This is a genomic window from Crossiella sp. S99.2 (assembly GCF_023094165.1).
Taxonomy (GTDB): Bacteria; Actinomycetota; Actinomycetes; order Mycobacteriales; family Pseudonocardiaceae; genus Crossiella.
Map to the genome: position 1 here is coordinate 174,398 of NZ_JALMDK010000003.1, position 26,371 is coordinate 200,768.

Annotated in this window: 28 protein-coding genes; 17 read left to right on the plus strand and 11 right to left on the minus strand. The window is 71.2% G+C overall.

The window, feature by feature from the left end:
- Positions 1-17 precede the first annotated feature (17 nt).
- Positions 18-497 carry a hypothetical protein gene (locus MZC64_RS12005; protein ID WP_247757221.1) on the plus strand — a complete coding sequence of 160 codons (480 nt, stop codon included), beginning with the start codon at positions 18-20 and terminating at the stop codon, positions 495-497.
- Here the strand turns inward: MZC64_RS12005 and ligD (MZC64_RS12010) are convergent.
- Positions 494-1,414 carry a non-homologous end-joining DNA ligase gene (ligD, locus tag MZC64_RS12010; RefSeq protein ID WP_247757220.1) on the minus strand — a complete coding sequence of 307 codons (921 nt, stop codon included), beginning with the start codon at positions 1,412-1,414 and terminating at the stop codon, positions 494-496. The two genes, MZC64_RS12005 and ligD (MZC64_RS12010), sit on opposite strands and share 4 nt — an antisense overlap.
- 123 nt (positions 1,415-1,537) lie before the next feature.
- Here ligD (MZC64_RS12010) and MZC64_RS12015 point away from each other — a divergent pair, with 123 nt between their 5' ends.
- From MZC64_RS12015 to MZC64_RS12025, 3 genes are read left to right on the plus strand one after another with little or no spacing between them, the layout of a single operon-like run.
- Positions 1,538-1,879, plus strand: a complete 342-nt coding sequence (locus tag MZC64_RS12015) for a YciI family protein (protein WP_247757219.1) — start codon at positions 1,538-1,540, stop codon at positions 1,877-1,879.
- A gap of 5 nt (positions 1,880-1,884) precedes the next feature.
- Positions 1,885-3,144, plus strand: a complete 1,260-nt coding sequence (locus MZC64_RS12020; RefSeq protein ID WP_247757218.1) for an RNA polymerase sigma factor — start codon at positions 1,885-1,887, stop codon at positions 3,142-3,144.
- Entirely contained in the window at positions 3,134-3,781 is a 648-nt protein-coding gene (locus tag MZC64_RS12025) for a maleylpyruvate isomerase family mycothiol-dependent enzyme (RefSeq protein ID WP_247757217.1), read from the plus strand. The genes MZC64_RS12020 and MZC64_RS12025 overlap by 11 nt, the downstream gene beginning before the upstream one ends.
- Here the strand turns inward: MZC64_RS12025 and MZC64_RS12030 are convergent.
- The 3 genes from MZC64_RS12030 to ligD (MZC64_RS12040) are packed head-to-tail and all read right to left on the minus strand — an operon-like array spanning position 3,755 to position 7,961.
- Positions 3,755-5,773: a tetratricopeptide repeat protein gene (locus tag MZC64_RS12030; RefSeq protein WP_247757216.1), complete on the minus strand. Its 2,019-nt coding sequence runs from the start codon at positions 5,771-5,773 to the stop codon at positions 3,755-3,757. The genes MZC64_RS12025 and MZC64_RS12030 overlap by 27 nt on opposite strands.
- Positions 5,760-6,509, minus strand: coding sequence for a class I SAM-dependent methyltransferase (locus MZC64_RS12035; RefSeq protein WP_247757215.1), 750 nt, complete (start codon positions 6,507-6,509; stop codon positions 5,760-5,762). Before MZC64_RS12035 ends, MZC64_RS12030 begins: the two co-directional genes overlap by 14 nt.
- Positions 6,510-6,536: 27 nt before the next feature.
- A complete protein-coding gene (gene ligD / locus MZC64_RS12040) occupies positions 6,537-7,961 on the minus strand; it encodes a non-homologous end-joining DNA ligase (protein ID WP_247757213.1) in 1,425 nt (474 codons plus the stop codon).
- 213 nt (positions 7,962-8,174) lie between these two features.
- Between ligD (MZC64_RS12040) and MZC64_RS12045 the strand changes: the two genes are divergently transcribed.
- The 4 genes from MZC64_RS12045 to MZC64_RS12060 are packed head-to-tail and all read left to right on the plus strand — an operon-like array spanning position 8,175 to position 10,177.
- The gene (locus MZC64_RS12045) at positions 8,175-8,558 is read left to right on the plus strand and encodes a hypothetical protein (RefSeq protein ID WP_247757211.1); all 384 of its coding nucleotides are present in this window, start codon (positions 8,175-8,177) and stop codon (positions 8,556-8,558) included.
- A complete protein-coding gene (locus MZC64_RS12050) occupies positions 8,558-9,217 on the plus strand; it encodes a nucleotidyltransferase family protein (protein WP_247757210.1) in 660 nt (219 codons plus the stop codon). The genes MZC64_RS12045 and MZC64_RS12050 overlap by 1 nt, the downstream gene beginning before the upstream one ends.
- Positions 9,189-9,446 (plus strand): BON domain-containing protein, encoded by a 258-nt coding sequence (locus tag MZC64_RS12055; RefSeq protein ID WP_247757209.1) that lies wholly within the window; start codon positions 9,189-9,191, stop codon positions 9,444-9,446. Before MZC64_RS12050 ends, MZC64_RS12055 begins: the two co-directional genes overlap by 29 nt.
- Complete coding sequence (locus tag MZC64_RS12060; protein ID WP_247757208.1) at positions 9,443-10,177, plus strand: metallophosphoesterase; 735 nt, start codon at positions 9,443-9,445, stop codon at positions 10,175-10,177. The genes MZC64_RS12055 and MZC64_RS12060 overlap by 4 nt, the downstream gene beginning before the upstream one ends.
- Here MZC64_RS12060 and MZC64_RS12065 read toward each other — a convergent pair.
- Both MZC64_RS12065 and MZC64_RS12070 read right to left on the minus strand, forming a co-directional pair.
- Positions 10,138-10,875, minus strand: a complete 738-nt coding sequence (locus MZC64_RS12065) for a heparin lyase I family protein (RefSeq protein ID WP_247757207.1) — start codon at positions 10,873-10,875, stop codon at positions 10,138-10,140. The genes MZC64_RS12060 and MZC64_RS12065 overlap by 40 nt on opposite strands.
- Positions 10,876-10,971: 96 nt before the next feature.
- Positions 10,972-11,238, minus strand: coding sequence for a helix-turn-helix transcriptional regulator (locus tag MZC64_RS12070; protein WP_247757206.1), 267 nt, complete (start codon positions 11,236-11,238; stop codon positions 10,972-10,974).
- A gap of 77 nt (positions 11,239-11,315) precedes the next feature.
- Between MZC64_RS12070 and map the strand changes: the two genes are divergently transcribed.
- The 3 genes from map to MZC64_RS12085 all read left to right on the plus strand — a co-directional run bounded on the left by map (position 11,316) and on the right by MZC64_RS12085 (position 13,360).
- The gene (map, locus tag MZC64_RS12075; RefSeq protein WP_247757205.1) at positions 11,316-12,086 is read left to right on the plus strand and encodes a type I methionyl aminopeptidase; all 771 of its coding nucleotides are present in this window, start codon (positions 11,316-11,318) and stop codon (positions 12,084-12,086) included.
- 206 nt (positions 12,087-12,292) lie between these two features.
- Positions 12,293-12,763 (plus strand): SRPBCC family protein, encoded by a 471-nt coding sequence (locus MZC64_RS12080; protein WP_247757204.1) that lies wholly within the window; start codon positions 12,293-12,295, stop codon positions 12,761-12,763.
- A gap of 147 nt (positions 12,764-12,910) precedes the next feature.
- Positions 12,911-13,360: a DUF6328 family protein gene (locus tag MZC64_RS12085; protein ID WP_247757202.1), complete on the plus strand. Its 450-nt coding sequence runs from the start codon at positions 12,911-12,913 to the stop codon at positions 13,358-13,360.
- 204 nt (positions 13,361-13,564) lie between these two features.
- Here the strand turns inward: MZC64_RS12085 and MZC64_RS12090 are convergent, their stop codons facing one another.
- Positions 13,565-14,869 carry an NAD(P)/FAD-dependent oxidoreductase gene (locus tag MZC64_RS12090; RefSeq protein WP_247757200.1) on the minus strand — a complete coding sequence of 435 codons (1,305 nt, stop codon included), beginning with the start codon at positions 14,867-14,869 and terminating at the stop codon, positions 13,565-13,567.
- 84 nt (positions 14,870-14,953) lie between these two features.
- Positions 14,954-15,790 carry a serine hydrolase gene (locus tag MZC64_RS12095; protein WP_247757199.1) on the minus strand — a complete coding sequence of 279 codons (837 nt, stop codon included), beginning with the start codon at positions 15,788-15,790 and terminating at the stop codon, positions 14,954-14,956.
- A gap of 72 nt (positions 15,791-15,862) precedes the next feature.
- Between MZC64_RS12095 and MZC64_RS12100 the strand changes: the two genes are divergently transcribed.
- Positions 15,863-16,429: a GNAT family N-acetyltransferase gene (locus MZC64_RS12100; RefSeq protein ID WP_247757198.1), complete on the plus strand. Its 567-nt coding sequence runs from the start codon at positions 15,863-15,865 to the stop codon at positions 16,427-16,429.
- 34 nt (positions 16,430-16,463) lie between these two features.
- Here MZC64_RS12100 and MZC64_RS12105 read toward each other — a convergent pair whose 3' ends face one another.
- Positions 16,464-17,510 (minus strand): aldo/keto reductase, encoded by a 1,047-nt coding sequence (locus MZC64_RS12105; protein WP_247757196.1) that lies wholly within the window; start codon positions 17,508-17,510, stop codon positions 16,464-16,466.
- Positions 17,511-17,625: 115 nt separating this feature from the next.
- Between MZC64_RS12105 and MZC64_RS12110 the strand changes: the two genes are divergently transcribed.
- Complete coding sequence (locus MZC64_RS12110; protein WP_247757194.1) at positions 17,626-18,570, plus strand: helix-turn-helix domain-containing GNAT family N-acetyltransferase; 945 nt, start codon at positions 17,626-17,628, stop codon at positions 18,568-18,570.
- Here MZC64_RS12110 and MZC64_RS12115 read toward each other — a convergent pair.
- Together MZC64_RS12115 and MZC64_RS12120 are read right to left on the minus strand one after the other, a co-directional pair.
- Positions 18,521-19,744 carry an SGNH/GDSL hydrolase family protein gene (locus MZC64_RS12115; RefSeq protein ID WP_247757192.1) on the minus strand — a complete coding sequence of 408 codons (1,224 nt, stop codon included), beginning with the start codon at positions 19,742-19,744 and terminating at the stop codon, positions 18,521-18,523. The genes MZC64_RS12110 and MZC64_RS12115 overlap by 50 nt on opposite strands.
- 1 nt (position 19,745) lies before the next feature.
- Positions 19,746-20,798 carry a hypothetical protein gene (locus MZC64_RS12120; RefSeq protein ID WP_247757190.1) on the minus strand — a complete coding sequence of 351 codons (1,053 nt, stop codon included), beginning with the start codon at positions 20,796-20,798 and terminating at the stop codon, positions 19,746-19,748.
- A 190-nt stretch (positions 20,799-20,988) separates the two neighbouring features.
- On the opposite strand from MZC64_RS12120, the gene MZC64_RS12125 reads away from it, so the two are divergent.
- Genes MZC64_RS12125 through MZC64_RS12140 form a run of 4 tightly spaced genes read left to right on the plus strand, consistent with a single transcriptional unit; the run spans position 20,989 to position 26,370 of the window.
- Positions 20,989-22,029, plus strand: a complete 1,041-nt coding sequence (locus MZC64_RS12125) for a LacI family DNA-binding transcriptional regulator (protein WP_247757189.1) — start codon at positions 20,989-20,991, stop codon at positions 22,027-22,029.
- Between the two features lie 23 nt (positions 22,030-22,052).
- Positions 22,053-23,675: an FAD-dependent oxidoreductase gene (locus MZC64_RS12130; protein WP_247757187.1), complete on the plus strand. Its 1,623-nt coding sequence runs from the start codon at positions 22,053-22,055 to the stop codon at positions 23,673-23,675.
- A 26-nt stretch (positions 23,676-23,701) separates the two neighbouring features.
- Positions 23,702-25,825: a hydantoinase/oxoprolinase family protein gene (locus MZC64_RS12135; protein WP_247757185.1), complete on the plus strand. Its 2,124-nt coding sequence runs from the start codon at positions 23,702-23,704 to the stop codon at positions 25,823-25,825.
- On the plus strand, positions 25,822-26,370 hold the full coding sequence (locus MZC64_RS12140) for a hypothetical protein (RefSeq protein ID WP_247757184.1): 549 nt from the start codon (positions 25,822-25,824) through the stop codon (positions 26,368-26,370). The genes MZC64_RS12135 and MZC64_RS12140 overlap by 4 nt, the downstream gene beginning before the upstream one ends.
- The last annotated feature ends 1 nt before the right edge of the window (position 26,371 follow it).

Consider the following 26,371-nt stretch of genomic DNA (forward strand, 5'->3'; position numbering starts at 1 on the left):
CCGCCTAGGCTTGGCGCATGCGTGGGGGATCACTGCTGATCGGGATTGTGCTGCTCATCGGCCTGGCCGGCTGTGGCGCGCCGGAGCCGCCCAGGCTGGGGGTGCCGGGGCAGAAGGTGACCGTGGTCCGTGGCGACCGGACCTATCCGATGACCGCGGAGATCCTCAGCTGGGAGGTCCGGCCGCATCCGCAGGTCCCGGAGCGGGGTTCGGCGGTCAACTTCCGCTACCGGTTCACCGGCACCCCGCCGGAGGTCCTGGTCGAACTGCTGGCCTGCGCGATCGACGCGAATCGGGTGGTCATCCTGTGCGCGGGCATCCACCACACCGGCGTCGGCGAGGAGTGGTTCGGCCCGGCCGAGGGCCTGGATTTCACCCGCACCACCGCGGTGGTGGTGTTCCCGGATCAGCTGCACACCAGCTCGAACCCCAATGACCCCAAGGACTTCGACGGCTACTACCCGCCGCGCCGCCTCGGTCCCGGCGACCGGATCTAGCGGGGCAGCACCGCGGCCCGGTCCGGATCCAGCAGCGGCGCCCACAGGTCACCGTCCTGCTCGATGCGGTCCAGGGCCTGCTCCGGGCCGAACCGTAGTTGGCCGGGCTGGGTGCAGTCCTCGATCTCGGCCCAGGTCACCGGCAGGGACACGGTCGGCTGGGGCTGGGCGCGCAGGGAGTATGGGGCGACGGTGGTCTTGGCCGGGTTGTTCCGGCTCCAGTCGATGAGCACCCGGCCGGTGCGTTCGGCCCTGGTCATGCGGTGCACGACCAGGTTGGGGAGCTGTCTGGCGAGTCGCTGGGCGATGGTCTTGGCGTAGGCGCTGGTGTGTTCGGGGGCGGTGACCCGGACCGGCAGGTAGAGCTGGAGTCCGTTGCCGCCGCTGACCTTGGGGTAGGCGGTGAGGCCGTCCTCGGCGAGCACGGCGCGCAGGTGTTCGGCGACCCGGCAGCACAGGCCCAGGCCGGCGGGCGGGCCGGGTTCGAGGTCGAAGACCAGGCGGTCCGGTGGCCGGATGCCGCCTGGTGGGCCGACTGTCCACTGTGGAACGTGCAGTTCGAGGGCGGCGAGGTTGGCCGCCCACATCAGGGTGGCCAGGTCGTCGAGCACGGGGAGGTGGACGCTGTCCCGGCCGCGGCTGCTGCGCGGGGTGGGCACCTGGGCGGTGCGTACCCAGCCGGGGGCGTGCCGGGAGACGTCTTTTTCGTAACGGGACTCGCCGGTGACGCCGTCGGGGAAGCGGCGCAGGGTGGCCGGGCGGTCCTGGAGGTGCGGGAGCAGGACCGGGGCGATGTGCGCGTAGTAGTCGATGACCTCGGACTTGGTGGTGCGGCTCCACGGGTAGAGCACCTGGTCCAGGTTGGTCAGGCGCACCCGGCGGTCCTGGACCGCGACCACGATGTTGTCGGTGCTCATCGGACCCGGGTACCCCGTTGGCGCGGGGGCTACCGGAAAAAGTTCGCTGGGGCGTGTCGATATCGCCGGCGGCCATTCGTCGTCATGGTGTACGCCAGCACCAGAACTGACGGGAGCACGACGATGAAGTACATGCTGATGATCATGGCCGCGGACAAGGACGCGGACAACGGCTGCACGTTCGAGGACTGGGTGGCCTATGAGAAGGAGCTCAAGGACGCGGGGGTGTGGGTCAGCGGGCACGCCCTGGCCGACCTGGTGACCGCGACGACGGTGCAGGTCAGCGCGGCGGGGGAGCGGACGGTCACCGATGGGCCGTTCGCGGAGACCCGGGAGGTGCTCGGTGGGTACGACATCATCGACGTGCCTGATCTGGACGAGGCGCTGAAGTGGGCGGCGCGCTGCCCGGGGTCCTGGGGTGGCGGGGCGGTCGTGGTGCGGCCGGTCGCGGACTTCGGGAACTGATCGTCATGAGCGAGCAGGCGTCCTCCTCGGTCGAGTCAATCTTCCGGGAGGAGCACGGCAGGCTGCTGGCCTCGCTGGTGCGCCGTTTCGGTGATCTGGACCTGGCCGAGGAGGTCGCCGCGGAGGCGATCGAGGCGGCGCTGACGCACTGGCCCGTGGACGGGGTGCCGAACAAGCCGGGGGCGTGGTTGCTGACCACGGCCCGGCGCAAGGCGGTGGACCGGCTGCGGCGGGACCAGGCTTACGCGGCCCGGCTGGCCATCCTGCAGGTGGAGGCGGACCGGTCCGATCCGGCTCCGGCCGCCGATGTGGGTGGGGATCTGCCGGATGACCGGTTGCAGTTGTTCTTCACCTGCGCGCACCCGGCGCTGCCCGCGGAGGATCGCGGCGCGCTGACCTTGCGTTGCCTGGCCGGGCTGACCACCCCAGAGGTGGCGCGGGCCTACCTGGTGCCCTCGGCGACGATGGCGCAGCGGATCGTGCGGGCGAAGAAGAAGATCCGGGAGGCGCGGATCCCGTTCCGGGTGCCCGGCGCGGATGAGTTGCCGGAGCGGCTGCCCGGGGTGCTGCAGGTGCTGTACTCGATCTTCACTGAGGGGTACGCGGCCAGTTCCGGGCCGGAGTTGCAGCGGCTGGACCTGGCCGAGGAGGCGATCCGGCTGGTGCGGATCCTGCACCGGCTGTTGCCCGGGGAGCGGGAGGTGACCGGGCTGCTCGCGTTGCTGCTGCTGACCCACGCCCGCCGGGCGGCGCGCACCGGCGGGCACGGCGAGCTGATGTTGCTGGCCGATCAGGACCGGTCGCGCTGGGACCGGGCGATGATCGCCGAGGGCGAGCCGCTGGTGGTCGCCGCGCTGTCCGGCGGTCCGGCGGGGCGGTACGGGGTGCAGGCCGCGATCGCCGCGCTGCACGATGAGGCCGCCGATTTCGCGAGCACGGACTGGCCGCAGATCGTGGCCCTCTACGACGTGCTGCTGACGATCATGCCGTCGCCGGTGGTGGCGCTGAACCGGGCGGCCGCGGTGGCCATGCGGGACGGTCCCGCCGCCGGTCTGGCCCTGCTCGATGAACTGGCCGGGGAGCCGAAACTCCGCGGCTACCACCTGTACCCGCTGGCCCGCGCGGACCTGCTGGAACGCCTGGGCCGCAACGACGAGGCCGCCACCGCGTACCGGGAAGCCCTGGAGCTGGCGGGCACTGAACCTGAACGCGCGCACCTGCGCGACCGACTTGTCGCCCTGGAGGGGAACAACCATGGACCGTGACCAGATCCTCGACTGGACCACTCAGCAGCGCTTGCACCTGGCGGATTTCCTGGAGAGTCTGCCCGAATCGGAGTGGCAGGCCCGGTCGCTCTGTCCGGAGTGGACGGTCTATGAGGTGGCCGCGCACATGACGATCTCCACCCGGATGACCTTCGTCGGTCTGGCCAAGGCCGCGATCCGGGCGCGGGGCAGCTTCGACCGGATGGAGGCGACCCTGGCGATCGAACGGGCGGCGCGGTTCAGTCCGGCGGAGTTGATCGCGCAGGTGCGGGAGCACGCGGGCTCGGCCAAGCGCACGCCCGGTTCGGGTTTGCTGGACCCGTTGACCGATGCGTTGGTGCACACCCAGGACATCGCGCGGCCGCTGGGCCGGGTGCGGGTGATGCCGGTGGAGCCGACGGTCGCGGCCCTGGAACACGTCCTGAAGAGCGCGTTTTACGGTGCGCGCAAGCGGTTCCGCGGGCTGCGTCTGGTCGCGACCGACGCCGAGTGGATCTCGGGGGAGGGGGCTGATGAGGTGCGTGGTCCGGTGGGGGAGTTGTTGTTGCTGGCGACCGGGCGGGCGGCGGGGCTGGCGGGTTTGTCCGGGGCGGGTGCGGAGCGGTTGGCCTCAGCTTTCGCCGAGGCGGGCAAGTAGCCAGGCGACCTGCTGTTCTCGGTGCTGGGCGCGGTGCAGGACAAGGGATTCACGCCAGGCGGTGGCCGCTTGGTCGGTCTGGCCGAGGGCGGTGTGCGCGCTGCCGAGGCGGCGCAGGATGTCGGCCTGTTCGTAGGCGTCGCCGAGTTCCCGGTACTGGGTCAGGGCTTGGTGCAGGTAGTCGATGGCATCGTGGTGGCGGCCCAGTTTGAGCGCGATGCTGCCGAGGCTGTGCAGGGCGCCGGCCTCGCCGTCCCGGTAGTGGTGGACGCGGGAGAGTTCCAGGGCGGTGGTGAAGTAGTCGACAGCCTTGAGTTCCAGGCCGAGGTTGGCCAGGTGCCAGCCATATCCCTTGAGCGCCTTGGCCCGCCACTCCGGGGCGCCGAGCTGCTCGAAGGCATCCAGGGCGTGGGTGGCGGCCTCCAGGGCCTGCTGGTGATCACCGAGGGCCTGCCAGGCGAGGGCGAGCGCGCGCTGGGCGTGCGCCTGCCCGGCCAGGTCGCCGGCTTCGGTGGCCAGTCCGACCGCGCGGCGCAGGCAGTCGAGTGCTTGCTGGGGGTGGCCGAGGCGCAGGCTGGCGCGGCCGAGCAGCCGGAGTGCGGTGTAGCGGGCTTCTGGGTGATCGAGGTAGTCGGCGGCGACCAGGCCAAGGCCCCAGGTCATGAGGTGGAGGGCCTGGTGGCCGCGGCGTTGCTGGTAGGTGGTCAGGGCCCAGGCGAGTTGCCAGGTCAGCAGCGGGTTGTCGTCGAGTCGCACGGTGTCGAACAGGGCGCGGTGTTCGGCGTCGAACCAGGCCAGCGCGCTCTGTTCGTCGGGCATATCCAGGGGCGGGGTGCGGGGTGGGCCGGGTGGCAGGGGGAGCACGTGCAGCTGGTCGAGGTGGTGGTGGGCGGCCAGGGCGGTGTGCAGGTAGAAGTCGGTGAGGCCGCCCAGGTCCCGGTCGGTGGCGGTGGTGGCGGCGAAGTTGCGGACCAGGTCGTGCATGCGCCAGCGGTTGTTGGCGTCTCGGTGCACCAGGGATGCCTGTTCCAGGGCGCGCAGCGTGCGGCGGGTGTCGGGTGAGCCGGTAAGGGCGGTGGCTGCGGTCAGGCTGATGTCGGGGCCGGGGGCGATGCCGAGCAGGCCGAAGACGCGGGCCGCTTCGGTGCCCAGGGCGCGGTGGGACCAGGAGAGCACGGCGGTGACGCTGGCGGTCGGGTCGTCCTCGTCCAGGCCGGTGTCGCGGAGTTCGGCGATGACCTCGGACAGCGGCAGGTGCGGTTGGGTGCGGGCGCGGCCGGCGACGATGTTGAGGGCCAGGGGCAGTCCGCCGCAGAGTTCGCCGAGTTCGCGCAGGTCGGCTGGGTCGGCGTGGCCAAGTCTGGTGGCGAGCAGTTCGTGCGCGTCCGGCCGGGGCAGGACGTCGAGGGCGACGTGCTGGGCGCCGTGCGCGCCGATCAGGCCGGGCAGGTGGTTGCGGCTGGTGACCAGCACCGTGCAGGTCGGGCTGCCGGGGAGCAGGGGGAGGACCTGGGCGGTGTCCACGGCGTTGTCCAGGATGATCAGCAGGCGTTTGCCCGCGACCAGGCTGCGGTAGTGCGCGAACGGGTCGGCGGGCTGGTGGGCCGGGTCCTGGCCGAGGGCGTCCAGGAAACCGCGGACGGCGGTGGCGGGGGTGAGGGGGTCGCTGTCGGGGCTGAAGCCGCGCAGGTCGACGAAGAGCTGGCCGTCCGGGAAGTCCGCGATCCGCTGGTGTGCCCAGTGCAGGGCGAGTGCGGTTTTGCCGATGCCGCCGGTCCCGGCCAGCGCGGTGATGGCCACGGTCGCGTTGCCGCCCAGGGCAGTGGTGAGGGCGGACAGTTCCGGGGCGCGGCCGACAAAAGCCGTCGGGGCGGGTGGGAGTTGGCGGGGGATCGGCAGTGGGGTGGCGCCCAGGTAGATGTCGCCGGTGATCGAGCCGGCCTGGACCAGGTGGCCGCCGACCGAGCCCGCGTTGTGGTTACCGTGCGTCACGCGGATTGACTGTAGTGGGTCGGCGGAACAGCGCGGTCCAGAGGAAGGATTCGCCGAAGCCGGCGGAGTCGGCGGGTTCCTCGCGCATGCGGCGCAGTTCGACCTCGGTGAGATCGGCGAAGATCCAGCGCAGTGACTCCGGGGTGAAGGCGAGTCCGCCGCCGAGGCCGCCCTGGTGGTACAGCTCGGTGTCGGACAGCTCCGAACCCATGGCGCCGGAAGCGAAACAGGTCAGCGCGAAGTGTCCGCCGGGGGCCAGTAGCCGGTCGAGCAGGGCGAGGTAGCTGATCCGGCGGTGCGGGGGCAGGTGGTGCAGGCAGCCGGAGTCGTAGATCAGCTCGTACGGGCCGGTCAGGTCGGTGGAAAAGGCGTCCCCGCACCGGAAATTGACCTCGACGTCGGCTTCGCGGGCCCGGTCGCGGGCCCAGTCCAGGGCGGTGGGGGAGAGGTCGATGGCGTCCACGGTGAAGCCCGCGGCGGCCAGGTGCACGGCGTTGCGGCCCGGTCCGCAGCCCAGGTCCAGGGCCCGGCCGGGGGTGAACAGCTCGCGGTCGAGGTAGGAGACCAGGTTCTCGTCGGGTTTGGCGGCGAAGAAGGGCACGGGCTTGTCCCGGTCGGCGTAGAAGCCGTCCCACCAGGTCGATCCGGCGTCGCTGGTCCAGCGGTCGGCCTCGCGGGTGAACAGGCCGTCCAGCAGGCGCAGCACATCGTCCACATCGCGTATGTCCCGGTCCATCCGGATCCCCCTTTCCGCAGGTCAATCCTAGTGCAGCGGAGGTGGTGCGGTGATGTCGGCCGGGTCGCGATCCGGCCGCAGGCCGCGCCAGGACGGGGTGCGCAACCGGCCGTCCCTGGACCACTCGCGGAAGGTGACCTCGCCGACCACGGACGGGGTGACCCAGTGCGTGGCGCGGGCGCGGTCGGCCGGGACGGCGCCGGTGAACGGGGAGGTTTTCCTGGCCAGTGCGGTGAGCTGGCGGGTGAGCAGTTGCAGCATGTCCTGGGTGAAGCCGGTGCCGACCTGGCCGATATAGCGCAGTCCGCCGCCGGCGGGCACGCCGAGCATCAGCGAACCGACCAGGCCCTCCCGGCGGCCGTGGCCGGTGCGCCAGCCGCCGATGACCACTTCCTGGGTGCGCAGGTCGGTCACCTTCACCCAGCTCGGGCTGCGGCGGCCGGGGTGGTAGCGGGCGGAGAGTCGTTTGGCCACCACGCCTTCCAGTCCGGCGTCCTGGGCGGCGCGCAGCACCGCGGCGCCGGCGCCGGGGTAGGCGGGCGGGGTCAGCCAGCGGGGGCCGGAGAGGGCGAGTTCGTCGAGCAGGCGGCGGCGTTCGGCGTGCCGTAGGTCCATTGTGGACTGTCCGTCCAGGTGCAGCAGGTCGAAGACGAGGTAGTGCACCGGCTGGGATTGGGTGTGGCGGCGGATGGCGGCGGCCTCGCGCAGGTGCATGCGGCGTTGCAGGGCGGCGAAACTGGGTTTGCCGTCCTGGAAGGCGATCAGTTCGCCGTCCAGGAGGGCCTGGGTGCTGCCGAGTTGCTCGGCGAGGCCGTGGATTTCCGGGTAGCCGGCGGTGATCTCGTCGCCGTTGCGGGAGAACAGGGTGAGGCGACCGCCCTCCACCCGGGCGAGCGCGCGCACCCCGTCCCAGTTGAACTCATAGGACCACTGCTCGTCCTCTTCGGTGGGCGGCAGGGTGCCGGGGGTGGCCAGCATGGGTGCGATCGCCTCGGGCAGCGGTGTCCAGGAGGGGTCGGCCGGGCGATCCAGGCGGTGCAGCAGCCAGTTCTCGCCCTTGCGGGTGAACAGGAACCGGCCGTTGGCCCGGTCGCCGTGCAGCACGATCTCGACCCGGGAGCCGGTCCAGTGGCGGGTTTCGTAGTGGCCGGTGTCCCAGATGGTCATGCGGCCCGCGCCGTGCTCGCCGCGCGGGATCTGCCCGGCGAAGGTGGCGTAGGCCAGTGGGTGGTCCTCGGTGCGGATGGCCAGGCGGGGCACGCCGGGTTCGGCGGGCAGGCCCTTGGGCACCGCCCAGGAGACCAGGACCCCGCCGCGTTCCAGGCGGATGTCCCAGTGCGGGCGGCCGGCGTGGTGTTCCTGGATGACGAAGGTGTCATCGTGTCCGCTGGGCACTGGTTCGGGGGTGCGGGTGGCATCCCGGGTGCGCCGGTAGTCGGTGAGGTCGCCCATCGGCTAGGCGGGTCTGGTCGGCGGAGACGAATTCCGGCCCCGCCACATCGTTCTCATGCCCGCGGTTTACCCAGACAGACGCGCGCGTACACCGGTTTCGTCCGGTCGTGGCGGTGTGTGAGTTGGGCGGCGGTGGGTAACCGGGCGACAACCGGTCCGAGCACGTGCTGCCCGCGGCCCCGCGACCACACTGGCCGGAGAGGAGCGAAAGCCATGACAGCACACGAGTACAGCCCCGAGGAGCAGCGCGGTGACACCACCGCGGAGAATCTCGACGAGGACCGCATCGGCGTGGATCCCCTGGAAGAAGGCGTGGAGCCGCCGGAGGGCTGGGCCGAGGCGGACCGGTTCGGCACCACCGCCCGGGAGATGGCCGACGGCGAACCCCTGGCCGACCGGCTCGCCGGGGAAATCCCGGACCAGGCCCCGGAAGTGGCCGGGCGGCCTTGGGCCGACACCCCGGATGAGGACCTGGACGAGACCATCGACACCGCGCCACCGGGGGAGGATCCCGATCTCGGCGAGTCCGAGCCGGGTGCCGGGCGGCAGGGGGAATCCGGTGCGCCGGAACAGCTCGCGTTGCGGATCGAGCAGTGATGAGCGCGGAACTGCCGCCGTTACCGCTGGAAGATCCGCCGGATCAGCCGCCCACCGCCGATCCGGAGGCGTTGCTGCGCACCCTGGTCAAGGTGGTGACCACGTTGCGCGCCAAGGACATCCCGTTCGCCGTCACCGGCGGCGCCGCGGCCTACGCCAGGGGCGGGGCGGCCTCCGATCACGATATCGACCTGCTGGTCACCGCCGAGGACGCCCGCCGCGCGGTGCAGGCGTTGATGGACAACGGGATGCGTGGGGCGCAGCCGCCGGAGGACTGGCTGCTCAAGGCCTATGACGGGGACCGGCTGATCGACCTGATCTTCCGGCCCAACGACCGGCCGGTCACCAGGGAACAACTCGCTACCGCCGAGGATCTGCGGGTCGGCTCGGTCAACGCCCCGGTGGCCCGCGCCACCGACCTGGTGATCGACAAGCTGCTGGTGCTCGGGCCGCATCGCTGCGACTTCACCGAGTTGCTGCCGATGACCAGGGCGCTGCGCGAGCAGGTCGACTGGGAACGGGTCGCCACCGACACCGCCGGTTCGCCGTACGCCGAGGCATTCCTGTTGCTGGCCAAGCGACTGCGGATCGCCCCGGCCCTCGGCGCGCTCGGCCATCGAGGAGGACAGGGTGAACGAAGCCAGCACACCGCAGTATGAGGTCAGCCGGTTGCGCCGGGCGCTGGTGGCGGACCCCCGCACCGCCGAGCAGGGGGTCAAGGTCACCGTGCGCGGGCAGCACGTGTTCCTGGTCGGCGAGGTCGCCAGCGAGCAACGGCGGCGCAACCTGGCCGAGGTGATCGGGGAGCTGGCGCCGGATCTGGTGGTGCACAACGACACCCACGTGGCCGGCGCGGGCGCCCCGGCCGGACGGGAGGAGTTGCGGTGATCCGGATAGCCGCGGTCGGCGACGTGCACCTGGGGCCGGACGCCGCCGGACACCTGCGTCCCGCCCTGGAACAGCTCGGCGGGTGCGCGGATGTGTTGTTGCTGGCGGGGGATCTGACCAAGCATGGCAGCCTGGACGAGGCTCTGGTGGTGGCCGAGGAGTTCGCCGAGCTGCCGGTGCCGGTGCTGGCGGTGCTGGGCAACCACGACCACCACGCCGATGTGCCCGAGCAGGTCGCCGAACTGCTGACCGGGCACGGGATCACCGTGCTGGAGGGTGCGGCGGTGACGCTGACGGTCGGGGGGTGCAGGTTGGGCGTGGCCGGGGTCAAGGGCTTCGGCGGCGGATTCGCCGGCAAGTGCGGCAGTGCGTTCGGGGAGCGGGAGATGAAGACGTTCATCAACCACACCACCGGGATCTCCGAGCGGCTCGCCGACGCGTTGCACGGCCTGGACTGCGATATCACGGTCGCGCTGACCCACTATTCGCCGGTGACCGACACGCTCAAGGGCGAGCCGCCGGAGATCTACCCGTTCCTGGGTTCGTATCTGCTGGCCGAGGCCATCGACAGCGCGGGCGCGGATCTGGCCGTGCACGGGCACGCCCACTTCGGCACCGAGCACGGCAGCACCCCTGGTGGGGTGCGGGTGCGCAACGTGGCCCAGCCGGTGATCAAGAGCGCTTACCAGGTCTACTGCCTGGAACCGGCGGTCGCGGCCACATCGGCGTAGCCGGTGCCGACCTTGAGTCCGTCGACGTAGTTGGTGACGGTGGTGCCGGAAGCGCCGTAGATGCCCCATTTCGGGTCGTTCTGGCTGTCGAAGGTGCGGCAGGCATAGCGTTGGGTGCCGTCGGTGAAGCTCTGCCGCACGCCGTTGAACCAGAGTTCGACCCAGCCGCCCCTGGTCGCCGAGGACAGGCCGAGCCCGATCACGTAGTGGTTCCAGCTGTTCGCGGTGATTGGCTGGGACCAGATGATCTTCTCCGAGGGGCCGGGCTGGCGTTGCAGCATGCTGATCCGGCCGTTGATCACCTTGAGCACCACCGGGAAGTTCTGGATGTGGCTGGCGTAGGACTTCCATTGGAAGATCGCGTTGTTGTTGACCGTGCTGGAGAGTTTGCTGCGCCAGCCCAGGTAGACCGTGGTGTTGTTGCGGAAGGTGTACTTGCCGCCGCCGACCCGGATGCCGCGGCTCTCGCAGCGGCGGTCGCCGGCGGGTTTGTGGAAGCGCCACACCTTGCCGTGCGTGGCATCGTCCACCGCGGTGACACTGCCGGGCGCCTCGCATTCGCCCTTGGCGATGTCCTCGAAGACCCCGGTGCCGCGGGAGGCATCGCCGTCCCAGATCACCGCCGCCTGCGCCGGGATGGCGGTGGTCAGGGCGAATCCGCTGGTCAGTATGGCGATGAGCCAGTTGCGTGCAGACATCCGTGCACCTCGTTCGTGGTGGGGGAACGTGCGGCGACGGCTGCCTCCATTAACCATGAAAGCGTTTACATCGTCAATCCCCCGCCAGGGCGTAGGTCAGGACGCTGCCTCAAGTCGCTGGTCGTCGCGCCAGGCGGCGGCCAGGTCCTGGATCGGCAGGTCGAGTGCCTCGCTGAGGCGGACGATGGTGCCGAACGCGGGGCTGGGCAACCGGCCGGTCTCGATCTTGCGCAAGGTCTCCGGCGACATGCCGGCCAGGTGCGCCACCTCGGTGAGATCCCGGTCGGCCCGCGCCGCCCGCAGCATGCGTCCGAGGCGCCTGCCTGCCTCGATCTGTTCGGGTGTGAGCGGAGTGCGAACCACGGCATCAGAGTACCGGTGGTATTTTAATACCGCAACTGCTACGTTGGTATTATTATACCGACGAGGTGAGGGTGTGCATGATCGAGTTGAAGTCGTCCGCGGAGATCGAGCGGATGCGCACCACCGGGCAGTTCGTCGCCCAGATCCTCACCGAGGTCGGCGAACTGGCCCAGGTCGGCGTCAACCTGCTTGAGCTGGAACAGCACGTCCGCGGCCGGATCCGGGACCGCGGGGCACAGTCCTGCTACTGGGACTACGCCCCGTCCTTCGGCAACGGCCCCTTCCGCAACATGATCTGCCTGTCGGTCAACGACGCGGTGCTGCACGGACTGCCGCACGACTACCCGCTGCGCGACGGCGACGTCCTCACCATGGATCTCGCGGTCGGCATCGACGGCTGGGTCGCCGACTCCGCGCGCACCGTCATCGTGGGCACCCCGGCCGAGCAGGACCTGCGACTCGTCCGCGCCACCGAACAAGCCCTCGAAGCCGGCATCGCGGCCGCCCGGCCCGGCAACCGGATGGGCGATGTCTCCGCGGCCATCGAGGCCGTCGCCACCGGCCACGGCTACCCGGTCAACACCGAGTTCGGCGGGCACGGCCTGGGCCGGACCATGCACGAGGACCCGCACGTCTCCAACAAAGGCCGCGCAGGCCGCGGGCTCAAGCTCCGCGCGGGCATGACCCTGGCACTGGAACCCTGGTTCGCCCGCACCACCGGCCAGATCGTGCTCGACCCCGACGGCTGGACCATCCGCTCGGCCGACGGCTCGCGCACCGCCCACTCCGAGCACACCATCGCCATCACCGAGGACGGCCCCCTGGTGCTCACCCAGCGCCTCGGCTGAGCCGCCCCCGCTGGGGAACCTGCCCAGGTAGCACCTCTGTCTACAGTGGACTCAGCGGCCGAGCAGCCGGGACGGTAGTGGCGGGTGGCAGCGGTGTCGAGCACAGGAACCGGGTTCCCGATTTCTTCGCCGCCGCACGTTTCCGGCCGGGCCCGGCGGGTAGCCGAAGAGGGCGTGACCGACACGAGAGAGGAGTTGTCAGGACAGTGAGCGTGATCGAGGAACGCGTGGAAGTCCACGCGCCGGTACGCGCCGTCTACGACCAGTGGACCCAGTTCGAGACGTTCCCGGAGTTCATGAAGGGCGTCGAACGGGTCGATCAGGTGTCGAACACGCTGACCCACTGGAAGACCAGCATCGCCGGGGTGGAGCGCGAGTTCGACGCCGAGATCCTGCACCAGGTCCCCGACGAGCGGATCTCCTGGACCGTGGTGTCCGGGCCCCAGCACCGCGGGACCGTCTCCTTCACCCCGCACGGCGCCGAGACCAAGGTGTCGTTGCGGATCGAGTTCGAGCCGACCGGCGCCACCGAGAAAATCGGTGACACGTTCGGCCTCGTGCAGACCAGGGTTCGCGGCGATCTGAGCCGGTTCAAGGAGTTCATCGAGCATCGCGGTCAGGAGACCGGTGGCTGGCGCGGCGAGGTCCGGCCGGTCGAGGACCCGACTACCAGGTAGCACGCGCGCGGCCGGGAAGCAGGGCCCGGCCGCCGCACCGGAAACGATTGTGCCGCCCCCCAGCCACCACCGGGGGCGGCACAATCGTGCGTGCGCACGCTCTGCGCGGACCGGGTGAAACAGCCGGTCAGCGGGTATTGACCTGGTATGAGCGAACCGGAGGCCGACGCCGAGGAACGGTTGACCCGCAACCTCAACGAGTTGCTCCAGGAACTACGGGTCGCCCAGGCCGGGGTGCAGATCCTGTTCGGGTTCCTGCTCTCGATCACCTTCACCGAACGCTACACCCAGGTCGGCCTCGCGATCCGGGTCACGCACCTGATCACGATCCTGTTCGCCGCGGCCGCGGTCGCCCTGCTGACCGCGCCCGCGGCCTGGCACCGGGTGCTGTTCCGGCGCGGCAAGCGAGAGCGGATCATCAACGCGGCCAACAGGTTCACCGTGCTCGGCCTGGGCGCGCTGGCCTTCGCGCTGACCGGCACGGTGCTCCTGCTCGGTGAGGTGATCATCGGGGGTTGGGCGGGCATCGCACTCGGTGTGGCCGCGGCCATCGGCTTCGGCGTGCTGTGGTTCCTGGTGCCGTTCCGGCAGCGCTGATCAGCGCGTGCCCGTGCTCGCGCGGCTGCCGCGCTCAGTCGCGCCGGCTGAGCGCGACCTGGTTGAGCGCCCTGGCGGCCCGGCCGCGCCCTGCTCCGCCGGGCCGCCAGGGCGATCACACTGCCGGGCTGGGCAGCGCCAACGGCAGCACGGTCGCAGTGTCCACAGTGGATAGTCGGTTCACCGCCCGGCTCTCGGTAGTGGTCAAGACTTCCTCCGCGCCATGCCCTCGTCGGCGGCCTCCAGGATGATCCGTTGCGAACGGCGGCCGGTGGTGAGCAGCCAGCCCCATTCGGCCAGCACCGCGATCCGGTTGCGCCAGCCCACCAGGAAGGCCAGGTGCACCGCGATCCAGGCCGCCTTGCCGATCAGGCCGCGGAGTGTCAGCCCGCGCAGGTCGGCCACGGCGTCACCGGGGGAGACGGTGGCCATGGTGCCGCGATCCCGGTAGCGGAACCGGGGCGGCGCGGTCCGCTCGCCCAGCCGGGCCCGGATCACCTCGCCGACGTGGCCGCCCTGCTGGATGGCCGGTGCGGCCAGTCCCGGCAGATCGTCCAGATTGGCCAGATCGCCGACCGCGAAGATCTCGGGATGACCCGGCAGTGAGCAGTCCGGCTCGACCCTGACCCGGCCCTTCTTGTCGGTGGGCACCGCGGTGGCCTTGACCAGCTGATCGGCGAAGTCGGCCGGCCGAACCCCGGCCGCCCACACCACCGTCCGCGCGGACAGCCGCCCCTGGCTGTCGTCCTTGGCGCGCAACAGCACGCCCTCCTGGTCGACCTCGGCGACCATCCTGTTCAGCACCACCTCCACGCCGAGCCTGCCCAGCTTCTTCGCGGTGTGCGCGCGCAGCGATTCGGCGAAGGGCGGCAACACGGTGTCCACCGCGTCGATCAGCACCACCCGCGCCGAGGCCGGGTCGATATCGCGGAACTGGTGCCGCAGCCCGGTCCTGGCCATCGCGGCCACCTGCCCGGCCAGCTCCACCCCGGTCGGCCCGGCGCCGACGATCGCGATGGTCAGCCACCGGGCCCGCTCGGCCGGATCGTGCGCGTTGGCGGCGTTCTCGAAGGCGGTGAGCAGCCGGGACCGCAGCCGCACCGCATCGGAGAGGGTCTTCATCGGCAACGCCACCTCGCGCCACTGCTCATGGCCGAAGTAGCTGTCCGCTGATCCGGCGGCGACCACGAGACTGTCGTAGCCGACCACCTCGTGTCTGCGGTCGGGCAGTTCCACCCGGACGGTGCGGGCCCGCACGTCCAGTTCGGTCGCGTTGCCCAGCACCACCCGCGCGTTGCGCTGCTTGCGCAGCACATCGCGCAGGGCGGGGGCGATGTCGCCGGGGGCGAGCAGCGCGGTGGCCACCTGGTAGAGCAGTGGCTGGAACAGGTGGTGGTTCATCCGGTCGATCAGCACAACGTCCACATCGGACTTGCGCAGCGCGCGTGCCGCGGCCAGTCCGCCGAACCCTCCGCCGACAATGACGACTCGATGTCTGGTGGCGTTCACCACGACCGGATACCCCGGCCCCGGCCGGTCAAAGCGTCAGGCGCCCGCTCCCGCTTGCTCCCCGGCTCGCCGACCCGTGCCCGGTCAGGCGGGCGATGCCGGTTCGCTCATCCGCCCGGCGCCCGCGGTCAGCGCCCGGCCGGCCGCCATCCGGTCCATGCCCTCCGGCCAGCTCGACAGCAGCACCACCACGTACTGGTGATCGCCTCCCACCAGCCCGGTGCTGTGCACCATGGTCCGCTCCGCGCTGCTGCCCCAGCCCTGTTTGATCGCCCACCGGGCGCCCGGCATGCCGTCGGGGATGCCGAAGTGCTGGTCGAAGCCGTCCGCGGCGGTGCGCGGGGCCGCGGCCATCGCCGCAGTCAGCACCTGCCGGTGTTCCCGGGAGGCCACCGCGGAGATGTGCCGGTACACCAGCGCGACATCGTGCGCGGTGAGCTGGGTGTCGCCCCACTGCCCGGCCTTCTTCGGCGGCCGCACCCCGCCCAGTTTGAGCTTGTCGGCCATCCGCTGCACGATCTGCGGACCGCCCTGCGCGGTCCACAGCGCACTGGCCGCGTTGTCGTCGCTGACCGTGAGCATCCGTTCCACTAGGTCCTCGGCCGCCTCGCCCTGCCGCTCCAGCGCGTCCAGCGCGATCAGCAGTTTCACCACCGAGGCCGAGGCGAACCGCTGCTGCGCGTTCACTCCGGCCACCACCTGGCAGGAGGACAGGTCGACCACCTCGTAGCCGATGGTCACCCCGCGCCCGGCCTCCTCCACCGCCTTGCGCACCGCGGCCCCCGACCCGGTCGCGGTCCCCGGCGCGGTCAGCGGCCCGGTGCACCCGGTTCGCCACGGATCCCGCCCGAACGAGGTGATCAGCACCGTGGCCACCACCGCGACAACCAGCCCCACCGGCAGCCACAGACGTACTCGCATGCCCCCTCTACGCCGAAAGCACCAACCTGGTTGCACCGGAAATCAGTTGCCCCGATCCCGCACACTGACCCCATGGCGAGCTTCCTGACCACCGAACGCCTGGTCCTCACCGCCCCGGCGCCCGCCGACCTTCCCGACGTGATCGCCCTGCACAGCGACCCGGCGGTCATGCGCTACCTCAGCGCACCCCAGACCGCGGCCGAGACCGAAGCGGGGTTCGCCACCAGGATGAGCCGCGGCTACCCCCGCGACCTCGGCTACTGGATCGCCCGCCGCCGCGAGACCGGCGAGTTCCTCGGCTGGTTCGAGCTGTTCCCCAGCGAGGCCGACTCGTCAGTCGTCGAACTCGGCTACCGCCTCGCCACCACCGCCTGGGGCCAGGGCCTGGCGAGCGAGGGTTCGATCGCGTTGGTGGACAAGGCATTTCGCGAGCACGGGGTCCGGATGGTCACCGCGAACACCATGACGGTGAACGCGGGGTCGCGGCGGGTGATGGAGAAGGCCGGGCTGCGGTTCGTGCGGACCTTCTTCATGGACTGGGAGGGCGCGGAGATCGACGGCAGCGAGCAGGGCGACGTCGAATACCAGCTCACCAGGGAAGAGTGGTCAGCCTCGACAAACCCCACCACCCAACCCTGACCCGCCGCCGCCCACCCGACCGCGACCCGTTCGCTCAGTCCGCCGCGCGCTCGGCCACCGGACGCCGCCGACGCGCCGGCTCCAGCGACGGCGGCTGCCACGCCCCGTCCGCCCGGTACAGGTCTGTCCCGGGCGGCACGATCTCGTCGATCCGGTCCAGGGTCGCGTCGTCCAGGACCAGCCCGGCGCCCTTGGTCAGCGACTCGAACTGCTCCATCGTGCGCGGCCCGATGATCACCGAGGTCACCGCCGGGTGCACGGCCGGGAAGGCCACCGCCAGCTCCGGCAGGCTCACGCCCAGGTCCTGGGCCAGTTCGGTCAGCTTTTCCAGAGCGTCGAACTTGGCCGCGTTCTCCGGCAGGGCCGGGTCGAAGCGGAACGGGGTCAGCGCGGCCCGGCCGGTGCCCAGGTCCACCGGCTGGTTCTTGCGGATCTTGCCGGAGAGGAAGCCGGAGGCCAGGGGGCTCCAGGTCAGCACGCCCATGCCGTAGCGCTGGGCGGTGGGCAGCAGGTTGGTCTCCACGCCCCTGGCCAGCAGCGAGTACGGCGGCTGTTCGGTGCGGAAGCGGTACAGGCCCCGGCGCTCGGCGACGTGGTGGGCCTCGGCGATGTCCTGGGCCGGGAAGCTGGAGCAGCCGAAGGCGCGGATCTTGCCCTGGCGGACCAGGTCGGTCAGCGCGCCCAGGGTTTCCTCGATGTCGGTGCTCCGGTCGGGGCGGTGCACCTGGTACAGGTCGATCCAGTCGGTGCGCAGGCGGCGCAGGCTGTCCTCGATCGCGCGGGTGATCCAGCGCCGGGAGTTGCCGCCCCGGTTGGGTCCCTCGCCCATCGGGAAGTGGAACTTGGTGGCCAGCACCACGTCCTCGCGCCGGCCGGCCAGGGCCTTGCCGACGATCTCCTCCGATTCTCCGGTGGAGTACATGTCCGCGGTGTCCACGAAGTTGATGCCGGTGTCCAGTGCGGCGTGGATGATCCGGGCGCTGTCGCCGTGATCGGAGTTGCCGACCGCGCCGAACATCATCGCGCCCAGGCAGTGCACGCTGACCTCGATGCCGGTCCCGCCGAGTGTGCGGTAACGCATAAGTGCTGCTCCCCAGTCTGGTGATCTCTGCGCCGGACCCTAGGTGCTGGAGCGGACTCCAGGTCAACCCCATGATATGTTTGACTCAGTCAACTAACTAGCGGACTGGGGAACGATGTCGAGTGTGCGGCAGGAGCGGATCACCGCGGTCCGGGCCTTCACCCGGTGCTACACCGCGCAGCTGGGCGTGCTCGACGAGGGCCTGCTGCGTACCCCGTACACACTCACCGAGGCCCGGGTGCTCTTCGAGTTGGGCCAGCGCGACACCGTGGACGTGGCCGACCTGCGCCGCGACCTCGCCCTGGACGCCGGCTACCTCAGCCGCATCGTCGGCCGCTTCGCCGCCGACGGACTCCTGGTCAAGGAGAAGTCCGCCGCCGACGCCCGCCGCCAGGTGCTGCGCCTGACCGAAGCCGGCCGCGCCGTCTTCGCCGACCTGGACGCCCGCTCGGCCGAGCAGGTCCTCGGCCTGCTCGGCGACCTCTCCGAAGCGGACCAGGAACGCCTGGTGGCAGCCATGAACACGGTGCGCGAGGTGCTGGAACCGGCCCGCTCCCGCCCGCGCGCTGTGGTGCTGCGCGCACTGCGCCCCGGCGACTACGGCTGGGTGATCAGCCGCAACGCCGTGCTCTACGCCGAGCAGTTCGGCTGGGACCAGAGTTACGAAGCCCTGGTCGCCAAGATCATCGCTGACTTCGCGGGTTATCACGACCCTTCTCGGGAGGCGGGCTGGATCGCCGAGGTCGACGGCGAACCGGTCGGCTGCGTGTTCTGCGTGACCGAGGACGAGCACACCGCCCGGCTGCGGCTGCTGCTGGTCGAACCGAACGCCCGGGGCCTGGGCATCGGCTCCCGCCTGGTCGAGGAATGCCTGCGCTTCGCCGAACGCGCCGGCTACTCCGCGATCACCCTGTGGACCAACGACGTCCTCACCTCGGCCCGCAAGATCTACCAGGAGTTCGGGTTCGAGCTGGTCAGCGAGGACAAGCATCACAGCTTCGGCAAGGACCTCATCGGCCAGACCTGGTCCCGGCCGCTGCCGGTGCGGGTAACTCGCTGAGCGGCACCGCTCCGGCAAGGGCCTGGTGGCCCGCGTCGCTGGGGTGTAACCAGTCGCCGCTGTGGAACTCCGCCCGTAATCGGGCCGGATCAGCCGGATCCCGCACGGCCGCGTCGAAATCGACCACCCCGTCGAAGAGCTGACCGGACCGGATCCGCTGATTCACCTGCTGCCGTAAGGATTCCCTGGCCGCGGTGAACCTGGCCGAGCCCTTGAAGGGGGTGATCGTGCCGCCGAGCACCCGGATGCCACGGGCATGCGCGGTGGCCACGATCCGTTGGTAGCCCTGCCACAACTCCGCCACGGTGGGCGGGTCGTCCTGCCGGATGTCGTTGGTGCCCTCCAGGAGGATCGCGGTGCGCACCCCGGCCCGGTTCGCGATGTCCCGCTGTGCGCGGGAGACCCCGGCGGGCCCGTAGCCCGGGTTGTCCACCAGGACCTTGTTGCCGCTGATCCCGGCGTTGACCACACCTGATCGGCGATCCCGCGCGGCGAGCCGGTCCGGCCAGCGGTGGTTGGCGCCGACCGCGGACCCGGCGCCGTCGGTGATCGAGTCGCCGAAGGCCACCACCGCGCCGCCGGGGGCGTCGACCTCCACATCGGAGAGGAAGTACCAGGAGGTGGTGCTGCGGGTGAACACCGCCGGATCCAGCGCCCCGGACTGGTCCCCGGCGGCCAGGTGGTTGTGCGCGTAGGCCGCCCGGTGCCGGGTGGCCAGGCCGGGTGGGCGGTCCAGGAACATGCTCACCACCAGGTCCGAGCCCGCCGCGATGGTGAACGGCAGTGGATCGCTCACCGCCATTCCGCCCGCGGCCACGGTCACCGATCGCCGTCCGCCGAAGGTCAGCTCGCGCGGGGTGCCGACCGGCCGGCGGGGACTGGTGGCGCTGGCCACCGCGACGGTGACCCGGCCGAAGCGAGCCGCCCCTTCTCCGTACACATTGGACAGTCGGACCCGGACTGTGGACCCGCCGACGCTGGTGTGCGGGAAATGTCGGACGGTGTAGCTCGGCCAGGAGGACAGTTCGGCGCTGCCCTCACTCATGGCCGTGCCCCAGGTCGCGACCCAGTGCGCAGCCGTCCCCGCGGGCGCGACGGCCTGTGCCACCGGTGCCGACATCAGCGTCAGCACCGCTGTCAGCACCGCCGCCGGCACTGTGGTCCACCCGCGCATGTCACACCGCCCGCGCGATCGCGATGTTGCCACCGAGCCGGTCCCCGGCCTCGTAGAACATGTACTCCCGTCCGCCGTCGGAACCGAAGGACGGGGCCGCGGACCGGCCGTTGTCCGGTGCGGTGTTCAGGGGGGTGTGGAAGGCGCCCAGGTGGTTGCGCCGACTGAAGTCCTTGCCTACCTCGGTGATCCGCATCCCGCCCTGGTCGGTGTGGTAGACGACGTAGGCGGAGTCGTTGCGGAACAACACGTGCGGCCCGGACAGGTTGGTCCGCCCGACCTCCTCCGGCCGGATCAGCGGTTGCTGGTCGAAGCTCCAGTTCCGGCCGTCGGCCGACCAGCCCCAGCCGATCGATCGCCGGTTCGCGGTGGTATTGATCATGAAGACCATGATGTAGTTCGCCCCGCGCGCCGGGATGCTGTGCTCGAACACCCTGGCGTAGCTGGTCTCCCTGGTGCTGGCGGGCAGCATGTCGGTGGACAGCACGATCTTGTCGTAGCGGAAGGTGATGCCGTCGGTGGAGCGGGCCAGCCGGGTGGTGGTGTTCTCCCCGTGGAAGTACAGCCACATCTCCTTGGCCCGGCTGTTCCACAGCACGTGCGGGCTGGACACGTGCGTGACGAAGTCGTAGTGCGGTGGCCATTCCCGTCGCACGAGTGGATTGCCGCCGTACTCCCGGAACGGGCCCTCCAGGGAGTCGGCGTAGCTCAGGCAGATCCCGCCGGGGGCGTCGTGCGGGGCGTAGTAGAGGTAGAAGCGGCCCAGCGGGTTGGCGATCCGGCCCGCGGTGCCCCGCACGCACGGGAAGATCACCTCGCGGCGGGCCGGGGGATAGGTCAGCGTGGCCTTGTCGAAGGCCAGCTTCAGGTAGCGGTAGTCGGGGAAGCCGCCTGGGGCCGCGGCGGCCGAACCCGGCGCGGCCGCGCCGCCGAGTGGGGCCGCGGAGCCCGGGGTGGGGAGCCCGCCGAGCACGACGGCTGAGCCCAGTGCGGCGGCGCCGCCGAGCAGGGTGCGGCGGGTGAAGGTCGCCGGGTGGTGCGCGGTGTCGTCCATGTCGTTCGCTCCTTTGCGAAACCACGGCGTTGGCGGGGGAGTGTGCTCGGCCCATACCGGCCGGTCAAGGACCTAATACGTATTAGTACGGCGGTCTGACCCATTTCGGTCAGCTCCTTGACTTGTCCGGCCGGCGCTGACGACAGTTCGGTGCTAATCCGCATTAGCGCTGGAGATCCGGAGGTGCCGGTTGGCCGCGAGAGGACGCAGACGTCCGTCGCAGTCGGATGTGGCCCGGCTGGCCGGGGTCTCCCAGACCACGGTGTCGCTGGTGCTCAGCGGCAACAAGTCCGGCATCTGCCTGGCCGAGACCACCCGCCGCCGGGTACTGGCCGCCGCGCAGACCCTGGGCTACGCGCCAGACCCGGTGGCGACCCGGCTTGCCCTGGCCCGCAACAACATCCTCGGCCTCTACACCTTCACCGCGACCTTCCCCACCGGCGTCGAACACTCCTACTACCCCTCGCTGGCCGGCGTGGAGGCCGAGGCCGCCGCCCAGGGCCAGGATGTGCTGCTGTTCACCGGTTCCAGCGGCGCGGGCCAGGACATCCTGCGCCGGGTCCGGGTCGCCGACGGCTGCCTGTTCCTGGGCAGGCACGTGCCCGAGGACCAGCTGGCGGTGCTGCTCGCCGAGGACTACCCGTTCGTCCACATCGGACGCCGGGACGAGCTGGACGGCCGCATCCCCTACGTCGGCGCGGACTACGTCAGCGCCGCCGCCGAGGTCGTGCACGGCCTGCACGCCCTGGGGCACCGGCACTTCCGCTATGTCCGCGAGCGGGACGAGGCCCCGTCCTCGGCTGACCGCGAACTCGGCGTCCGCCGGGCCGCCGCGAGCATCGGCGCCGACCACGACGGCCTGGTGCACCGCGCCGACGCCGCCGGGATCACGCCCGGCCTCCTCGCGAGCTGGCTGGCCGCGGGCGTCACCGCTTTGGTCACCGAGGAGACCGACACCGGAGCCGTGTTCACCGCCCTGACCAGAGCCCTGGACACCCTCGGCGCGGACTGCCCCGGCGAGGTGTCCCTGGCCCTGCTCGGCGCGCCACCGGTCACCGGCTGGCGGGACCGGCGGATCAGCGGCTTCGCCGTGCCCCGGCACGAGATGTCCCGCGCCGCGGTCCGGCTGCTGGTCGACCTGGTCACCGGGGCGGATCACCCACCGCACCAGCACCTGCTGCCGTGCGCACCGCGCACCGGCGACACCACCGGTCCGGCACCCCATCGCTGACTCCTTCCGAAAGGTCCTGAGCATTGTCCGAGCGTGAAACAGAGATCCTGGTCGTCGGCGGCGGCCTCGGCGGGGTCGCCGCGGCCCTGGCCGCCACCCGGGCCGGGCACACCGTGGTGCTGACCGAGGAGACCGACTGGATCGGCGGCCAGCTCACCGCGCAGGCCGTGCCACCGGATGAGCACCCGTGGATCGAGCGCTTCGGCTGCACCGCGAGCTATCGCGAACTCCGCGAGGGCATCCGCGCCTACTACCGGCGCGCCTACCCGCTGCGCGCCGAGGCACTCCGGCAGCGCGAGCTGAACCCGGGCGCCGGGCGGGTCAGCAAACTCTGCCACGAACCGCGGGTCGCCCTGGCCGTGCTCCAGGAGCTGTGCCAGCCGCTGATCGCCGCCGGACTACTGACCATCCTGTTGCGACACAGGCCGATCCGCGCGCACGTGCACGGCGACCTGGTCGAGGCGGTCACCCTCGCCGGGCCGGACGGCGCCGAGACCACCGTGCGCGCCGCCTACATCCTGGACGCCACCGAATCCGGCGACCTGCTGCCGATGGCCGGCGTCGAACACGTCACGGGGGCCGAGGCGGCCGCCGAACACGATGAGCCGCACGCGCCCGATCTCGCTGATCCACTGAACCTCCAAGGCATCACCTACTGCTTCGCGTTGTCCCACCACCAGGGCGAGAACCACGTCATCGACCGGCCGGAGATGTACTCGTTCTGGCGCACCTACCGGCCGGAGTTCTGGCCCGGCCCGCTGATCGGTTTCAGCGCACCGGATCCACGCACGCTCGAACCGACCGAACGCACCTTCCGCCCGAACCCGGACACCGATCCGCTCGCGGTCAGCGCGGACCAGAGCGCGGACGCCGGGGACAAGGAGCTGTGGGGCTTCCGGCGCATCCTCGCGCGCGGCCTGCACCGGCCCGGCAGCTTCGACTCCGACATCACCCTGGTCAACTGGCCACTCAACGACTACTGGCTCATGCCTGCCCTGGAGATCGACGGCGGGGTCGACGCCGCGGAAGTCCGTACTGCCCTGCACGAGGCCAAGCAACTGTCGCTGTCCGTACTGTACTGGCTGCAGACCGAAGCTCCACGCCACGACGGCGGAACCGGCTTCCCCGGACTGAAGCTGCGTAACGACATCACCGGAACGGCTGATGGTCTCGCGAAAGCACCATATATCCGCGAATCCCGGCGCGTCCGTGCCAAAAGGACAGTCACCGAACGTGATGTGGCCCTGGAACTGGTCGGTCCGGCCGGTGGCACCAGGTACCCGGACTCGGTCGGCGTCGGCAGCTACCGGATCGATCTTCACCCCTCCACCGGCGGCGACAATTACATAGACGTGGCAAGCGTTCCGTTCGAGATCCCGCTCGGCGCGCTGCTGCCGCAACGGGTCCGGAACCTGCTCCCGGCGGCGAAAAATCTGGGCACCACGCACATAACCAACGGCTGCTTCCGACTCCACCCCGTCGAGTGGAATGTGGGAGAGGTTTCCGGGCACCTGGCGGGCTTCGCACTACGCAACGGAGTCGAACCGCACCAGGTGCACGCCGAAACCAAGCTGCTGGAGAGCTTCACCCAGGAACTGGACCGCGCCGGCGTCGAACGCCGCTGGCCGGACATCCGCGGGTACTGACCATGCGGACACCGGAAGGCGGAACGGTGGGACGGATCAGGGTCGGCATCGACGTCGGCGGCACCTTCACCGACGCGGTCGCGGTCAGCGCCCGCACCTTCGAGCTGCTCGGCCAGGTCAAGGTGCCGACCAGCCACCACCACCCCGACGGCGTGGCACACGGCATCGTGGCCGCGCTGACCGCACTGCTGGACCAGGTCGGGGTGGCCGCAGCCGAAGTCGGCTTCCTCGCCCACGGCACCACCCAGGCCACCAACGCCCTACTCGAAGGCGACGTCGCCCAGGTCGGGATCGTCGGCGTGGGCAAGGGTTTCGACGGCTGGGCCACCGCGCGACTGCGCGCCCTGGGCAAGCTGAAACTCGCCCCCGGCCGCACCCTGCCGGTCAGCTACGCCGCCGCCCGCGACCCTGCCGAGGCCGCCACCGCCGTGGCCACGCTGCGAAAAGCGGGCGCGGAAGTGCTGGTCGCGGTCGAACCGTTCAGCGTGGACGACCCACTCGGCGAACAGGCCGTGCTCGCCGCCGCGGCCGAAGCCGGCATCCCCGCCACCGCCACCCACGAGATCTCCAAGCTGTACGGGCTGACCAAACGCGCCCGCACCGCCGTGCTCAACGCCGGGATCATGCCGCGCATGCTGGAGACCGCCACCCTGGTCGAACGCGGCATCGCCGCGGCCGGGATCACCGCGCCGCTGATGGTCATGCGCTGCGATGGCGGGGTGATGTCCCTGGCCGAGATGCGCAGCCGCCCACTGCTCACCGTGCTGTCCGGCCCCGCCGCCGGGGTGGCGGGTGCGCTGCTGGCCGAGCGGATCAGCGAGGGGATCTTCCTGGAAACCGGCGGCACCTCCACCGACATCAGCGTGATCCGCCGCGGCCGGGTGCAGATCCGGCACGCCCGCCTGGGTGGCCGGGACACCTACCTGTCCGCGCTGGACGTGCGCACGGTCGGCGTCGGCGGCGGCTCGATGATCCGGCTCGCCCCAGGACAGCGGGAGATCGCCGAGGTCGGACCGCGCAGCGCGCACATCGCCGGCCTGCCCTACGCCTGCTTCGCCACCGCAGCCGAACTCGCCGCGGCCAGGCTCATCACCCTGCGCCCACGACCGGAGGACCCCGATGACTACCTGGCCATCGAGGCCGCGGGCGGGCGCTACGCGATCACCCTGACCTGCGCGGCCAACGCACTCGGCGTGGTCCCACCGGGCGATCACGCGCACGCCGATCCCGCCCTCGCCCGGCTCGCGCTGACCCCACTGGCGCTGGCCCTGGGCGTGCCGGTCGAGACCGCCGCGCGGGCCGTGCTCGACCAGGCGATCCGCCCGGTCCGGGCCGTCCTCGACGCCCTGGTGGCCGACTACCGGCTGGACCGGGACCTGCTCACCCTGGTCGGCGGCGGTGGGGGAGCGGCCACCGTCACCCCGCACCTAGGCGCCGAAACCGGGCTGGACTGGCGGATCGCCGCGCACAGCGAGGTCATCAGCCCGCTCGGCGTCGCACTGGCCCTGGTCCGGGAATCGGTCGAGCGGATCGTGCCCAACCCCGGGCACGCCGACGTGCTGGCCGTGCGCGCCGAGGCCGAAGCCGCCGTGGTCGCCCAGGGCGCGGACCCGGCCGGGGTCGAGGTGGAGGTCCTGGTGGACCCGCAGCGCAACCTGGTCCGCGCCATCGCCACCGGCGCCACCGACCTGCGCACCAAGGACCGCGCGTCCACAGTGGACGATCAGCGGGCGGGCGAGATCGCCGCGCGCAGCCTGGACGCACCGGTCGCCGAGGTGCGGTCGTTGGCGCACAACGGCAACTACCGCGTCTTCGGCCACACCCGCAAGCGCGGCCTGCTCCGGCGACCGCGGCTCGCGGTGCGCGTGGTCGACGCCGAGGGCGTGGTCCGCGTGCACAGCTCCGACGCGCACGTGGACGCGCTGACCGTCGCGCAAGCCCCGGCCAGACTCCTGGAACTCATCCGCGACCGCACCCGCTACGGCGACGGCGGCGCTCGCGCCCCCGCGGTGCGATTGCTGGTGGGCGCCAAGGTGATCGACCTCAGCGGCGTGCTCGCCGTGGACGCGCTGCTCGCCCTGATCGACACCGAACTCCGCACCCGCGCACCGGGTGAAACGCTGGTGGCGATCATGGAGGAACGGCGATGACCGAACTCGACCGGGCCGTGTGGCTGCTGCGGGCCACCCCGACCCATGAGCACCGCGAGGAGCAGACCCTGCGCCGCTGGGCCCGCATCGCCCTAGACTTCGGCCGCGAACTCGCCAACGCCGCGCCACCGCTGGACATCCCGGTGCACCGGGTCGGGGGCGGCCACCACCCGGACGAGCTGGTGCTCGCCGAATACCGGCCCAACCGTCCCAGGATCCTGCTCTACACCGACGCGCTCACCGCGGTCCAGGACATCCTGCGCGACCAGGGACAACACGAGACGTTCCCGCCGGAGATCGTCGAGGCAGCCGCGATCGCCCATGAGCAGGCCCACCACCGCCTGCACGGCGCGGCGGGCCGGGAACTACGCCACCGCCTCGACCATACCGCACTGACCCTGGGCCGGATTCGCTTACGTGGCCACGTCCTCGGCGCGGACGAGATCGCCGCGCACAGCTACGCCCGGCACGTCCTGGGCGGGCGGCACTGCCCGCTGCGCCTCACCCAGACCCTCAGCCGCCACCTCGCCGCCACCCGGAGTTGAC